Source organism: Enterobacter cloacae complex sp. (assembly GCF_900322725.1).
Taxonomy (GTDB): Bacteria; Pseudomonadota; Gammaproteobacteria; order Enterobacterales; family Enterobacteriaceae; genus Enterobacter; species Enterobacter quasihormaechei.
Genome location: NZ_LT991957.1, coordinates 752,264 through 767,572 on the forward strand (window position 1 = coordinate 752,264; position 15,309 = coordinate 767,572).

8 protein-coding genes are annotated in these 15,309 nt (G+C 58.1%); 2 read left to right on the top strand and 6 right to left on the bottom strand.

Translation table 11 applies throughout. From position 1 onward, the window contains the following. Positions 1 to 4: 4 nt before the first annotated feature. The 6 genes from DBR02_RS03955 to DBR02_RS03980 form a co-directional block, all read right to left on the bottom strand. On the bottom strand, positions 5 to 880 hold the full coding sequence (locus tag DBR02_RS03955; protein ID WP_107533514.1) for a 4Fe-4S binding protein: 876 nt from the start codon (positions 878 to 880) through the stop codon (positions 5 to 7). Further along, on the bottom strand, positions 880 to 1,668 hold the full coding sequence (locus tag DBR02_RS03960; RefSeq protein WP_107533515.1) for a dimethyl sulfoxide reductase anchor subunit family protein: 789 nt from the start codon (positions 1,666 to 1,668) through the stop codon (positions 880 to 882). Before DBR02_RS03960 ends, DBR02_RS03955 begins: the two co-directional genes overlap by 1 nt. After that, a complete protein-coding gene (locus tag DBR02_RS03965; RefSeq protein ID WP_022649006.1) occupies positions 1,661 to 2,290 on the bottom strand; it encodes a DMSO/selenate family reductase complex B subunit in 630 nt (209 codons plus the stop codon). The genes DBR02_RS03960 and DBR02_RS03965 overlap by 8 nt, the downstream gene beginning before the upstream one ends. Further along, positions 2,287 to 4,665: a DMSO/selenate family reductase complex A subunit gene (locus tag DBR02_RS03970; RefSeq protein ID WP_305765384.1), complete on the bottom strand. Its 2,379-nt coding sequence runs from the start codon at positions 4,663 to 4,665 to the stop codon at positions 2,287 to 2,289. The genes DBR02_RS03965 and DBR02_RS03970 overlap by 4 nt, the downstream gene beginning before the upstream one ends. Before the next feature lie 88 nt (positions 4,666 to 4,753). Next, complete coding sequence (gene pbpC, locus DBR02_RS03975) at positions 4,754 to 7,081, bottom strand: peptidoglycan glycosyltransferase PbpC (protein WP_107533517.1); 2,328 nt, start codon at positions 7,079 to 7,081, stop codon at positions 4,754 to 4,756. Between the two features lies 1 nt (position 7,082). Beyond that, positions 7,083 to 12,038 (bottom strand): alpha-2-macroglobulin family protein, encoded by a 4,956-nt coding sequence (locus DBR02_RS03980; protein ID WP_107533518.1) that lies wholly within the window; start codon positions 12,036 to 12,038, stop codon positions 7,083 to 7,085. Between the two features lie 288 nt (positions 12,039 to 12,326). Between DBR02_RS03980 and DBR02_RS03985 the strand changes: the two genes are divergently transcribed. Both DBR02_RS03985 and DBR02_RS03990 read left to right on the top strand, forming a co-directional pair. Next, positions 12,327 to 13,871: a PTS transporter subunit EIIC gene (locus DBR02_RS03985; RefSeq protein WP_107533519.1), complete on the top strand. Its 1,545-nt coding sequence runs from the start codon at positions 12,327 to 12,329 to the stop codon at positions 13,869 to 13,871. Positions 13,872 to 13,883: 12 nt separating this feature from the next. Further along, positions 13,884 to 15,251, top strand: coding sequence for a 6-phospho-alpha-glucosidase (locus DBR02_RS03990; protein WP_107533520.1), 1,368 nt, complete (start codon positions 13,884 to 13,886; stop codon positions 15,249 to 15,251). The last annotated feature ends 58 nt before the right edge of the window (positions 15,252 to 15,309 follow it).

The following is a 15,309-nucleotide window of genomic DNA, read 5'->3' on the forward strand; positions in this document are numbered from 1 at the left end:
AAGATTAGCAACAGCCCGTATTTCGCATACCGTATTGATGGTGAAAACAGAGCGGACACTGCTTTTGATCAGGCGTAAATGACCAGAAATGACGGTGGCACGCCAGGCAAACGGCTTCATATGCCGGTATGGCCACGCTTTTCGCTGTCCCCTCTGTTTGCGTCACTTTTATCGCCCCATGCTGGCACACTGCTTCGCAGCCGCCGCAGCCGGTACAGCGCCCGGTGTCCACGACCAGTTCAGCGTTCTCGAACCGAATCGCGTTTTCCGTACAGCTCCGCCAGCACGCGCCGCACAGTACGCACGTTCCGGCGTCGAGGGTGATATCTGCCTCGCTAAACGCAGAAAACGCCCTGCGCAGTTCACGCTGACCGGGCACGACGCTACAGGCCCGGACATCCTCGCGGGGTACGTGCATCAGCGCGCGGCGGGCGATATTCACCTCGCTGGCGGGTATCAGTTTAAACGCCCACGCCGCTTCACCGCGTCGACGAAGCGCAAGATTGAGCCGGGCAATCGCCAGCAGCCAGTCAGGGTACTGCTCCGCGTCGATACTGATAAAACGAACGTGGTGCTGCACGTGCCAGCGCAGCAGCTCATTCACCCCGGGCGCGCGTTCAGTAAAAGGCCCAACCAGCGTATCGCCATACAGAAAGCGTTTTCGCGGCGTGATGCCGGCGATCGCCTCCGTAGGGCAGACAAACAGGCAGTCACCGCATTCAATACAGCGGCTCTCATCAACCGAGATGCCTGCGTCCGTAAAAGAAAAAGCCTGCGCAGGACAAACGTCCGCACAGGCGCAGCAGGAAGCGTGGCGAAAACGGCGACGGACGCACGCATGCGTCACGTCCATCGCCGGGGCAAACGTTAATCCGCCCATCAGCCAATACTGAAGAAAACGAAGCGCAGCATCAGCTCACCCACAATCAGCAAGGCGCTGCCCAGCAGCATTGTGCCGCGCGCCACTCTTAAGCCGCCCGCAGCAAAGCACAGCAGACCCGCAACAGAAACGCACCAGCTCAGCAGATGCACGGTGCGCAGTTGCTCCAGCATCCGTAGCGGAGCGTGAGGGAACGTCACTACGGCGTTGTCCATGGCAGTGATGTCCGCCAGCCAGACGGGCTGCATCACCAGACGCACAAGCACCAGCAGCGTGACAATGCCCACCGCCGCACGGACGTTGATGCGGGCATGCGGCGCACAGGCCATGCAGGCTGAGCCGATGATCCCCACCGAGCCGATAAACAGCACCAGCGTGTTAATGTGCTGCCACGTCACCACGGACGCATGCATGTAGATCTGCGCCATGCAGAACACGTCGACCAGACCCACCAGACCTGCCACAACCAGCAGCGGCTTCCAGCCCGGCTTTTTGACAAACATCAGCAGCACGGCGAAACCAAGCGCCGCAAGGTAAAGGCTGGCAAAGATGATCTCACGGCTTAGCCAGGAGCTGGAGACGTGGCGCAGCGCGTTAAGCGCATTAAGCGGATAGCCCATGTGCAGCGCTGAGGCGAGCAGCCCAAGGCTTGCCAGCATAAACGCGCCGACAGCAGGAAGCAGCGCGCTACGTTGCGAAGCGTACGCGCCCCCGAACGCCAGCCAGAGCGTAACGCCAACCGATCCTTGCAGGAACAGCGTAAAAATCAGCAGCGGTAACTCATGCATGACGTTTCCCCTCTTTCTCTGCGCCCTGATGCGCTTTGATCACCAGGTTTGGTTTGGTGATGGAGGAATCAGGTAACCCTTTCACATCACAGACCGCACCATACTTCGCCCGCAGTTCATCAATCGGCCCGAATTTAATCGCTTCGAGTGGACAGGTTGCCACGCAGACGGGCTGTTCTCCCTTCGCCTGGAGATCCACGCAGAAATCACATTTGGACATCTGCCCGGTCTGCTCGTTGAGCTGGGGCGCGCCGTAAGGGCAAGACCACGCGCAGTACCCGCAACCCACGCACTTATCCGTATCAACACGCACAATGCCGTCCCCCGGACGCTTATGCATCGCGGTGGTCGGACAGTTTTTGGTGCAGATTGGGTCTGCACAGTGGTTACAGGAAATAGAGAGCGTGTAGGCAAAAACGTTATTGCTGACGCCGCCCTGCCCGGTCGGGATAAAGCTCCCGCCGTTCACTTCATAAACACGACGGAAACGACGTCCGACCTCAAGGTTGTTTTTATCTTTGCATGCCACCTGGCAGGCCTTGCAGCCCGAGCAGCGAGAAGAGTCGATATAAAAACCCAGCTGTTTGTCGCTCACCGGCGCGTAGTGTTTAAACTGACTCATGCTTTAGCTACCTCCACCAGCATGGTTTGATGGGAATTCCCTTTCGCAAGCGCGGTAATACGGGCAGAACTGAGCACGTTCGCGCAGCCGCCCTTATCGATACCCTGCGCGTCCGGCTGCCACCAGGCACCAGCCTGCATGGCGACAACGCCTGGAATAATGCGCGGTGTGACCTCCGCCGGGATCTCGCAAATGCCGCGAGCGTTATGAATACGCACGGTATCCCCCTGCGCAATGCCGCGCTTCTGCGCATCCTGTGGGTTGATCCACAGCTTTTGCTGTTGGGCCTCAATTAACCACGGGTTGGCGTACTGGGTGGAGTTAGCGCGGTTTTTCCCCTTCCAGGTGATCAACTGAAGCGGGAAGCGTTTCGCCAGCTCGTCTTCCGGCCCTTCATGGGCAGGCACGTAGTGCGACAGCGCCGGAATTTCCGGATGTTGCATGTCGTACAGACGCTTCGAGAAGATCTCAATTTTACCGGAGGGCGTCGGGAACGGATGATTCTGCGGATCGCGAATGTTGTCTTCAAAGGCGACGAAAGGCGCGCTTTTGAAGAGGTGCTGGCGCGTTTTCTGAAGCGTCGCGAAGTCCGGCAGGTTTTCGTCTGGCATGGCGAGCCGCGTCTGTTCCCAGATGTGCTCAATCCACGCTTTTTCATCACGGCCTTCGCTGAATGCAGGTTCGACGCCAAGCTTAGCAGCAACTTCCCGCAGCCAGTCGTAATCTGAACGGCGTTCGAATTCGGATTCAATCAGCTTCTCTGACAGGATGAGATAGCTTGCGGTGCCCCAGGTTTCGCCGATATTCCAGCGTTCCATGAAGCTGGTTTCCGGCAGGAGAAGGTCGGCGTACCTGGCGCTCGGCGTCATAAACAGATCGCTTGCGACGATGAACTCGATTTTCGACTCATCTTCCAGAACACGGGTTGCCTGATGCAGATCCGGGTTCTGATTAGCCAGATAATTGCCCGCCAGCGAGAACAGGATGCGGATATTGCTGTCCAGCTTCGCGGCATCTTTAAGGCCGTCTTCCGCCGTTACCTTAGAAGCATCATCGGCGGCCTGCACCCAGTTCATTACCGATATTTTGGCCTTCACCGGGTTTTCCGGCATTTCGGGGCCTGCGGCAAATTTCCGGTTTGCGCAGCCGCCATAGCCTGCCGCCCAGCCGCCCTTCACCCCGACGTTACCCGTCAGCGTGGCCAGCAACGTCGAGCCGCGTGCGGTGCGCTCGCCGCAGTTATGGCGCTGCGGCCCCCAGCCCTGGATCAGCGCGGCGGGTTTGGTGGTTGCGTAGTCGCGCGCCAGTTGACGAATGGTTTGCGCAGGCACGTGGGTGATTTTCTCTGCCCACTCGGGCGTTTTCGCCACGCCATCTTTTGCGCCGCTCAGATAAGCCATCAGGGATTCATTAGCCGGAACGCTTTCTGGCATGGCGTCTTCGTCAAAGCCCAGGGTATAGCGCTGAATAAAGTCGCGATCGTGCAGGTTCTCCGTGACGATCACGTACATCATCGCGTCCATCAGGGCGTTGTCTGTTGTGGGGAGCAGCGGGATCCACTGGTCGGCCAGGGAGGAAACCGTATCGGAATAGCGCGGATCGACAACGATAAAGCGCGTGCCGTTTTGCTTCATCTTCTGATAGAAGTGGTTGCTGTGCCCGAAGATCGTTTCCGTCGGGTTATGCCCCCAGAGAATGACCAGCTTGGTGTCCAGCAGCGTGTCCAGAGAGCTACCGCTGGCGGCGGTGCCGTAGGTATACGGCGTGGCTGCCGCCGTGTTACCCATACTGACCGAGTGATAGCTTTCGAGATAGCCGCCGGTTAAGTTCAGCAGACGACGAACCATCTTATCGCCGGAGAACGTCCCGCCGGAAACCGCCGTACCCACATGAACATAGCGTGAAGCCGCACCGTATTTTTGCGTAATGGTTTTTAAATGATTCGCAATAAGCGTGGTGGCTTCATCCCAGGTAATACGCTCGAATTTTCCTTCACCACGTTTACCCACTCGTTTCATTGGATATTTTAGCCGATCGGGATGATAAACAAATTTCCGATAAGCCCGACCACGAACACAGGCGCGCATCACCGGCATTTGCGGATCCAGCGCGTTATCCGGACGCGTTGAAATTCGGGTCACGACGCCTTCACTGACGTGAGCACGAATATCGCACTTACCGCCGCAGTCAAACGTGCTACAGGTTTGCACCACTTTTTCTTCAGGCGTAGCGTCCGATACCGCCGCGCCCTGTGCCTGTGCTTTGCCCGTTTTGATGACAAACGGCAGGGCGGCGAGCGCCGATCCTGCCTGAATAAACTGACGCCGGGATATGGCGGGAATAATCCCCTCTCCCTGATGTTTATTTTTTTTCATTGCTCGTTCCTGAAAATAAAAACGCATTCTCGTTTTTTTTCAGGAACGAATATTGATAATTATCAAGCTAACTCTTCAGGAGTAACACTTAGCGATCTAATTCAAAATTCACCGTCGCCGTTTGTCCTGTTTCATCTAATACAATTAATTGATATTTACCCGGCAAATATAATTGTAATGAATAATTCTTTTGATGGCCGTCTAGGGGCTCGCCGTTCAAAAACCACCATCGCTGCCCCTCCCCGCCGCTGGTTGAAACGAAGAGGGTCATATTTTTCTCGCCCGGAAGACGTTTAATGACCGCCCCTTCCCTGACGCCTGACAACATCAGCGGTGCTGCATTATGGTTATCCAGCGGGGGGCAAACCCCGGAACGGGCGGGGAGACGAGCAGCCCGTTTTTCGGCAGCTGGCAGCCAGGGCTCCAGCGGCAATGGCCAGACATCCAGCACTTTCTCTGTGGCATCCGGACAATCCGCCGCGACGCGTTTTCCTTCTTTATCCAGCCAGACCGGAAAACGGATCCCGCGAATGCCTTCCTGTTCCGGCAACAGCAGCGTAGGCGGTTCACTGCCTTCAAGCAGCCAGGTTGACAGCCGACGCCGACAGTTCTCGCTCCCTTCAGGCAGGAACTGGCCGCCTGGCCAGCAAATCACGCCCCGCCCAACGCTGGCAGGACGCGGATCGCGCGGCAGACGCGCTTCATCCACCATTGAGCGTGACTGAAGCATGTTATTCACCTGATTAAGGAGCGGAACCGCGCTGGCGAAACCAAACTGCCCCGCAACGGGCGTACCGTCCGGACGTCCAGTCCAGATACCGATGACATAGCGGGCATTCACCCCGATGGCCCAGGCATCACGGTAGCCGTAGCTGGTGCCCGTTTTCCAGGCCAGCGGCGCAACCTGGGGCAGCGCGCTGTCCGGCAGGGGCTGCGCTTCGTTGGCAAGTATGCGACGAATAATCCACGCCGCGCCCTGCGACAGCAGCGGACGTTCGATCAGCGGATCGCCAGGCTGTAAACGCAGTCGGCCCGCCTTACCCTGACGCGCAAAAGCGCTGTAGGCGGCAGCGATATCAGCCAGGCGCGCCCCGGCGCCTCCCAGAATCAGGGAGAGATTGGGCTGCGCACCCGCAGGGAGAATGAGCGGTAATCCCGCGTTGCTCAGCATGCCTGCAAAGCGTTTTGGACCGTACGCTTCCAGTACCTGCACCGCAGGCAGGTTGAGGGAACGCACCAGGGCTTCACTCATGCTGACCGGCCCGTGAAAGCCACTGTCAAAGTTGCCGGGACGATAATCTCCCGTTTTTCTTGGGACATCCTGAAGCAGCGAGGCGGGATGGATGAGCCCCTCGTCCAGCGCCATGCCATAGATGAATGGCTTGAGAACCGATCCCGGGGATCGGATCGCATTGACCATATCTACGTGGCTAAAACGGCTGTCATCGTTGATATCTACCGAACCAACCCAGCCACGTACTTTCATAGACGTATGATCCACAACGATCATCGCCAGCGAACTGCGGGCGGGCAGGCGCGATTTCCAGTTCATTGCCAGCTCTTCAAGCTGTCTTTGCAGGGCTGCATCCAGCGTGGTGACTATTTTTGTGTCACGACTTTTACTGAGCATCATGCGTGAAAAGAGCGGCGCCAGCTGCGGCATCTGCCGGGGAGCCAGCCACACCGGTTCTTCACGGGACTCTTTCACCTGTTTCTCTGACCAGACGCCCTGAGTCAACATGCGGTCGAGCACTTTGTTACGCGCCGCTTCCGCACGCGCCGGCCAGCGGTCCGGGCGCAGACGGCTTGGCGCCTGCGGCAGCACTGCCAGCAGCGCCGCGTCGGAATAGCTCAGCCGTGAGGGCGGCTTTCCAAGATAAGTCCAGCTTGCAGCGCCCACGCCCTGCAACGTGCCGCCAAACGGGGCACGGTTTAGATACAGCGTAAGAATGTCACGCTTGGAGAGATGCCACTCCAGCTGCATCGCCCGCCACAGCTGGCGAATTTTGCCGCCAAAGGTGCGCGGATGCGGATCAAGCAGGCGCGCCACCTGCATGGTCAGCGTGCTCCCGCCTGACACGACTCTCCCGGAAGTGAGATCCTGCCAGGCGGCACGCAGTACAGAAAGCGGATTGACGCCAGAGTGGTTCCAGAACCAGCGATCTTCATACTGGATCAGCGCCTCCAGATAGCGTGGGGAAACGTCTTCAATGGTAACCGGATAGCGCCAGATGCCTTCGCTGTCGGCAAAACGCCATAGCGGGACGCCCTGCTCATCCACGACCACTCGCGCAGGGTTGACCTCTTTCAGGGGCAACGGCCAGACGCGGTCAGCGACGACAACCAGCCCTCCTAAAACGAGAAGCGCTCCCGCCAGCCACAGCCAGCGGGAGCGAATCAGGCGCGTTATCCGCATTTTACGGTACAACGATCAGCGGGCCACTGGCCGCCCCCGTTGCTCGCCACTGCGGAACGTACATGGACTCGACCATCGGAACAGGCACCTGATAGGTTCCCGGCGTAACGGCACGTGCCAGATAGATCAGCGTGACCGGCTGACCTTCGTTGACCGGCACGGCGGCCACAAAGCGATCGTCGCGGAATTCCATGTGCTGGATATCAGACTGCTGCATCTGATTAAGCAGGTTTTGCACCTCACTGCCACTGTCCGGAAGGCTGGCGCTGCTGCTCGCCAGATTCTGATTTTCCAGCTCCAGACCTGCCGGGAGCAGATCCACCACCAGGGCATCCGGCACGTTCTGGCTGGCCTTCACCTCCAGCCACACCAGAACCAGTTCCCCGCTCTTCACCGATGAGAGCGATTTCGTGCTGCCGTCCAGGGACAGTATATGACGCTGGATGCTCAGAACCTTCGAAGATGGCTGCGGGGCATATTCCGGATAACCGGTACTGTCGAGGCGCACCCACAGCGGCGCGGCGCCGATGTTGGTGACCTGCAAACCGTCAAGCTGAGCACCGTTCACGTTTTGAACCTGCGATTTTTCACTGTTCAGCGTCTGATCGGAGAGGCTGGTGGTGGCCTGCCAGGCGCCGCTGAGGTTTTGCAGCGAACGTCCGGCAAGAAACAGGGCGTTACTTTCCTGCGTGGAGAGCCAGCGCTGGCTAAATGCCTGCTCAGACAAGCCGTTCAGTAGCGTATTTTGCGCCTCCGGCAGTAGCTTATTCTCTTCAAGGAGGGCGAGCATCAGGGCGTTATCGCGAAGCTGGCTGCCATAATCCGCAATCCAGGTTTTGCTCTCTTTGCGCGGCGTTTTCATCGCCTGATCCATCGCCTGCTGGCTGCGCGGCCCGTCGCCCATCAGCTTCAGCGCCACGCCCAGCTGCATCAGCGGGAGCCCGGAAGCAGCCTGGGCCTGACGATCCCAGATTTCACGCAATGCCCCAAGCGGCGCTTTTTGCTGGCGCGCCAGCACCAGCGCAGCATAGGCCTGCACGGCGAATTTGCTGGCCTGGGTGTCGTCACTGTAGCGGATGGACATCATGCCCGGATCCTGCAAATAGCGCAGCAGGCGGTTATTGGCTTTATTGACCGCGTCAGCGGGAACGCTGTAGCCCTGTTCTCCCGCACGAACCAGGAAATCCGTCACATAAGCGGTCAGCCAGTACTCTTCCGGACCATTTCTATCCCACAGCGCAAAACCACCGTCGTCACGCTGCATTTGCAGCAGGCGGGAGATCCCGATATCAATGGCGGCGCGGCGTTTATCATCAGTGTCGCCCTTGATGCCCAGCGCCGCCAGCTGCGCGGCGTTAGTGTAGAGCGACAGGAACAGGCCGCTGGTGGTTTGTTCCAGACAGCCGTACGGATACGCCTGTAGCTCACGAATATAGCGCGCCAGGTTCAGCGGCGGTTTGCCGCTCAGCAGCAGTTGCCCCTGTAAAGTGGCAGTCGATAAGCCGCTGCTGTGCTGCACCGGCGCGGTCCATGACTCGCCGGGATTGAGCATGGCGCCGGTATTCACCGTTTGCGCCGGGTATGCGGGACGCACGCCTATCTTCCAGCTCTTGTGCTGAGGGACAAACGTTTCACCCGGCAGCTGAAGCCCGGTAACAAGCGCGATGACTTCCCCTTCACCGTAACCGTCCTGCGCGCGCACCGGAATGTACAGCGTGCTGCGCGCGCCGGGCTCTAGCTGAACCGGACGCGGCGGCGCGCTACTTTCAATCGCCAGCTTGCCCGTAGAGGTTAATACGACATTGAGCGTTTGTGGCTTGTCAGTCAGGTTCGTCAGATCCAGCGTCAGCCTTGAGGTATCCCCGCTCGCCAGGAACCGCGGCGTGTTAAGCTCGGTGATAACCGGCGCAGCCACTACGACTTTGCTTTCGCTGCTGCCGAAATCGTCTTCCGTCCAGGCCTGCGCCATCAGACGCAGTTCGCCGTTGAAATCACCAATCGGCAGCGTGATAGTGCCTTCGCCATTGGCATCAAGCGTTACCGGCTGCGCCTGCTGGGCAATGATGGTGACATGGTTCACCGGTGGCTTACCGCCGCGTTTCAGTTCATCACCATCCCCCCCAAAGCGCAGTGCGGCCATGCGGCCCTGGCCCTCAATAACCTGGCCGTAAACATCATAGATATCCGCGCCATAGCGCTTCTGGCCGAAGAAAGCTTCCCACGGATCCGGCGTAACGTAGTCGGTGATGTTCAGCACGCCGCTATCCACAGCCGAGACCAGCACATTGACTTTCTGCGGCACAGCCCCCTCTTTCACGCTGGCCTTCACCTTCACTGAGAGCGTCTGGTTCGGGCGCATTTTTTGCGGGTTCTCAAGGGCAATGTTGAGACGACGATTTTCGTCGCCCATCGGCAGGTGCAGCAATCCAACCGCGCGCTTCGGCGTGGCGGATTTGGATTTATCGCCGGGACGAACCACCAGCGTGCTGAGATAGAGATCGTGACGCTTCCAGGCTTTATCCACCGGAACAGAGAGATCCAGACCGTTTGCCGGCACGTCGATCTCTTTCCACCACAGCGGTCCTTCGCTGGATTCGATCATCGCATAGCCCTTGCCTGCTGCCGGGGCCGCAATGTGCAGGTTAATGGTATCGCCCGGCTGATAAGCGGGTTTATCCAGCTTCAGCGTTACGCGGTCTGGACGTGCAGCCCCCGTGCCATCGCTGTTATCCTGCCAGCTGTAACCGGCCCAGAAGCGCACGCTGCTGACCATGTCATCAGGCGCTTTCACTTCCAGACGGTATGAGCCCCACTCCACCGGGAAGGTGACTTTACCGGTTTCATCGGCCTTGAGGTTAAGCTCCTGCTCGCCCTCAACCAGATCTTTTTGATCGAACTGCGACTGCCAGCCCTCACTCTCAGACCAGTTCCAGAAGTAGTCACGGCGCTCACGGATAAGACGCACCTGCAAGCCGGATGCCGCTTTTTTCGCCCCGCTGGCATCGGCATAGACAATGTCAAAGCTGGCGTTGCTGTTCTCATCGACGATCGGCTGGTTGACGGTGGTATCGGTACGGTAGTCATAAACGGCCTTGCTGGCGAACTGTGGGCGGATCCCCGGGAGTTCAGCCGCAGGCCAGATAGCCTGCTCAGCGCGCCGTGTCACCGGACGCCCGCCTGATTCCAGCAGGCTGGCCTGCAAAATCAGTTGCAGCGGCGAGTGCGTATCTTTCCACTGGCTTTCGGTGGTTACCTGCCCGCGTCCCTTTTCGTCCAGCGTAAGCTGCACTTCATCCAGGCTGCGGCTCAGGTTTTCCTCGGCAATATCACCAAACTGGAAGCCAGGCAGTGCAGGAACGGCGTCGCGTAGCGGGCGCAGGAAAAGCTGTCCTTGCAGAGCATTGCCGTTAGCCGGTGCGCCATACAGGTAATAGCCCACAACGTTAAAGTCCACATTATCCTGCGGGGAAACCGGTGTTTTTTGCCCGGTCAGATTCAGCGCCATACGCTCAGGCATAAAATCTTCGACGTGGAAATCCCACATGCGCTGCTGGTTATCGCCCGTATTCGCACGAATATGCCACATGCCGGTCTGGGCGCCGCTATCAAGCGGATAGTTGAAGCGATAGAGACCGTTCTCGGGTTGCACAACGACCGTACGTGCTACCTGTCCGTCCGGACGCAGCACGTCAAGTTTTACCGGCTGATCGGGAAGCGGTTTTCCGTCGCTGTCGCGCAGAAGGCCGTTAAGGATCACCGTTTCACCCGGACGATAGAGATCGCGCGGGCCAAACATAAAGAACTGCTTGCTGTACCCGGGCTTGCCGGCGATATCAAATTCTGCCAGATCCAGCGCCGGAAGCTTGAGGTCAAGAAGCGTGGTCTGGCCGTCTTTGCTGGCCAGGATCAGTGCGGCTTCTTTATCGGTTTTCAGTTTTGCATGACCGTCGGCGTCGCTGTTCGCCTCGGCAAGGGTCTGCCCTTTATCGTTCAGCAGGGTAACGGTCACGCCTGACTGCGCCGCACCGTTTTCAAGACTCTGGGTGAAGATGTCCAGGCGGTTATGATAACGATGAGCGGACAGCCCAATATCACTTAAGGTAAAGAGCGTCGCGGCGTTACTGTAATTATAGTGACCGGCCTGATTCATCACGGCGATATAGACGCCAGACTGCTGGAGCGGCTTAATCTCTTTGAGCGGCAAAAGCAGTTTTTCACGCGTGTTGCGCGCCGGGTTGAGGTCGAAACGGCCGGTATAGACCAGTTCCGCCATCTTCAGCAGGTTGTCGGATTCCCAGTTGGTCAGCGAGTTACGGTACTCCCACTGGCTGACAAACGAGGCCAGCGACTCCGGCTTCACGCGGTAGAAGTTGACGTCCACGTTGCTGACGTTAAGCGCCATCACCGGCAACCCTTCCACCACTTTGCCCGGCAGCAGCGAACCGCGGCTGGCGAATCCGACCGTCGGCTCAATATCCCGTGTCGTAAGCGCCTTTTCATAGTTCTTATCGAAGGTTGCGTTATTCAGTGCCTGTAGGCCATGCTCAACGGTGACGACCAGATTACGATTCGGCTCCAGGTGGCGCAGGCGCAGCTCCTTAAGATTGGCCGCCAATTCCCATGCACCGTCCACCTTCCCGCTTTTCTTATCCACCACGTGCACCGTTTTGGCGAAATCCTGATCGGGTTTCAGAGGTACAGAGAAGGTCAGAACCAGCGTCGCGGCGCCGTCGAGTTGCACTTCAGAAGCATCCAGCAGCGTCAACGCCTTGCCCTGACTCTGCGCGGCCAGCTTAGCCAGCTTTTCAGGATCAGCTTTTTCCGGGGCTTTCTGTTGTGATGCCGTAGACGCTGCGGGCGCAGCGGCCTGAGGTTTATCGTCGCTGTTATCACAGCCGACAAGCGTAAAGGTGGTGAGCAGCGCGAGAGAGAGCGCGGCTAAGCGAAACGGTTTCATCCTGTGTCCCTGGCCTGAGGGGGCCTGTTGGTCGTCGTCCGGATAAGTATTATCCGCAAGTTTCGTTAATACAAAAAGTCCAATTTTATAATCTGGAAAGCGCCTCGCAGAATTGCATCGCGCTCACCTGTGGGGATTGGAAGCGCGATCACACGGCGTAACGTAACATGTTACCTTTCACGTCATTTGTTTTTAAAACAAGAAGATAGCTGGATAAACTCGCGCTGAGCCTGCTAGTTTTATGCCCATGACGCACCCCGAGTGCGCGGTTCAATAAGAGAGAAAGCCATGAAACGAGCCGTGAACGCCCTACAAAATTTCGGAAAATCACTTTACGGACCAGTACTTATCTTACCCATCGTCGGCCTGTTTATCGCCTTTGGCAATGTACTGGGTAACGGCAATCTGGCCGAGTACCTGCCGTTTCTCGGCCATCCGCTGATCCAGAATGTGGGCCAGCTGATCGCCAAATCTGCCGTGTCGGTGCTGGTCAACCTGGCGCTGGTGTTTGCCGTCGGGATCCCCATTGGGCTGGCAACACGAGACAAAGGCTACGCGGCGCTGATTGGGCTGGTGACCTTCATCGTATTCATTAACGCGATGAACGTGACGCTACAGCTTCAGGGTGAACTGGCTCCGGCTGAGCAGATGAAAGCCGCCGGACAAAGCATGGTGCTGGGCGTCCAGGTGCTGGAGATGGGCGTTTTCGCCGGGATCCTGACCGGGGCGCTCTCCGGTTATCTGTACAACAAATATTCTGGCGTACAGTTTAACGGCGCGATGGCGATTTACTCCGGCCACTGCTTTGTGGCGATTGTCATGCTGCCCGTCTCTATGCTGCTCGGCGTGGTCATGAGCGAACTCTGGCCTTACGCGCAGCATGGGATTAGCGCCCTGGCGCTGGCTATTAAAGGCTCTGGCCCGTTCGGGGTGGCGATCTACGGTTTCCTTGAGCGCATTCTGGTACCGACGGGCCTGCATCATCTGGTCTATACGCCGTTCCTTTATACCGAACTGGGCGGCACGCAGGAGGTGTGCGGCACGGCTTACCAGGGCGCGCGCAATATCTACTTCGCCGAGATGGCCTGCCCGGACGTCAAACAGCTCAGCAGCACCGTGGTGTGGGATGCGCGCGGCATCAGCAAGATGTTTGGCCTGCCCGCCGCCGCGCTGGCGATGTACATGACCGCGAAGCCAGAGCGTAAGGCGATTGCGAAGGCCATTCTGATCCCGGCGGCGCTGACCTCGCTTCTGGTCGGCGTAACCGAGCCGATTGAATTCTCCTTCCTGTTTGTCGCCCCGCTGCTGTTCGTGGTGCATGCGGTGCTGACCGGCATCGGCATGATGCTGTTCTCGCTGTTTGGCGTCCACGCTATCGGCGCCAACGGAATTATCGATTTCATCCTCTATAACCTGCCGCTCGGCACGGAGAAGTCCAACTGGCCAATGTACATCGTGGTGGGGCTGATCATGTTTGCCCTCTACTTCGTGGTGTTCCGCTTCCTGATCCTGCGTTTCAACATGAAAACGCCGGGCCGTGAAGATGAGGATCGCGAGACGCGCCTCTACAGCAAGCAGGAGTACCAGGCGAAGGGGAATAACGACGGGCTGGGCGAATCCATCGTGGTGGGTCTGGGCGGCCGGGAAAATATTGAAGTCGTTGATAACTGCTACACCCGCTTACGCGTCACGGTGAAGGACGTCGACATCATCGACGAACCGCGCCTGAAAGCGACCGGCGCGAAAGGGGTTATCAAACAAGGTAACAACGTTCAGGTGGTCTACGGGCTGCATGTCAAAAAAATGCGAGAAGCCGTTGAGACGTTTCTCTGAAAGGAGCTAAAAATGTTTACACCCCCCTTTATTCTGTCAATTGCCGGCGGCGGCAGCACCTATACGCCGGGTATTGTGAAAAGCCTGATGGTACGCCTGGATGATTTCCCTCTTGCAGAGATCCGCCTGTACGACATCGACGAGGCGCGTCAGAAGACCATTGCGCCCGTGGTGGAGAAGGTCATTCGCGACCACAGCCAGAGCATCAAATTCACCGTCACCAGCGACCCGGAAGTGGCCTTCAGCGGCGCACACTTTGTTTTTGCCCAGATGCGCGTCGGGCAGTACAAAATGCGCGAGCAGGATGAAAAAATTCCGCTGCGCCACGGCGTGGTCGGCCAGGAAACCTGCGGCCCAGGAGGGCTGGCGTATGGCCTGCGCACGATCCTGCCGATGGTGGAGCTTATCGATCTGGTCGATCGCTACGCACATGAGAAAGCGTGGATCGTGAACTACTCCAACCCGGCGGCGATTGTTGCGGAGGGCGTGCGTCGCCTGCGCCCCAACGCACGGGTGCTGAACATCTGCGATATGCCGGTCGCGGCGATGCGTAATATGGGGGCCATACTGGGCGTGGATCGTCGCAGGCTGGAGGTGGACTATTTTGGTCTCAACCACTTCGGCTGGTTTACCCGCGTGCTGGTGGACGGCGAGGACAAATTACCGGAGCTGCGTAAACATATCGCGAAGTTTGGCCTGCTGACGGAAGATGCTGCAAAAACCGACCCGCAGCACTCGGATCCGTCGTGGGTGAAAACCTGGCGCAACATCAAGCCGATTATGGATAACTTCCCGGAGTATCTGCCGAACCCGTATCTACAGTACTACCTGATGCCGAACCAGATTGTGGAGCATCAGAACCCCGACTATACCCGGGCCAACGAAGTGATGAACGGGCGTGAGAAAAAGCTGTTCGCCGCTGCCGAAGAGTACCAGCGCACCGGAATTTTACCGGATGCCTTCCACGTAGGTGTCCACGGTGAGTTCATCGTCGATGTCGCCTGCTCGCTGGCGTTCAACCTGCGCCAGCGTCACCTGGTGATGGTGGAAAACCGCGGGGCGATTACCAACCTGCCTTATGATGCGGTGGTGGAAGTGCCTGCCTATATTACCTCCGAAGGACCAGAGCCCGTCCGCGTGGGTCAGGTGCCGCTGTTCCACCAGACGCTTTTACAGCAGCAGCTGGCCTCTGAACAACTGCTGGTTGAGGCGACCATCGAAGGCAGCTATGAGAAAGCGTTGCAGGCATTCACCCTCAACCGCACCGTGCCGACCATGGAACACGCGAAAGCGATCCTGGATGAGATGATCGAAGCCAACCGCGACTACTGGCCTGCACTGCAAAAGGCCTGGCAGGACGGCGAAGCGGTGAAAAAATAGGGGCTTGCTCGCGAGTTGAACGTGGTTAGCTTGTCGGTGTCAGAAAAAACACCGACAA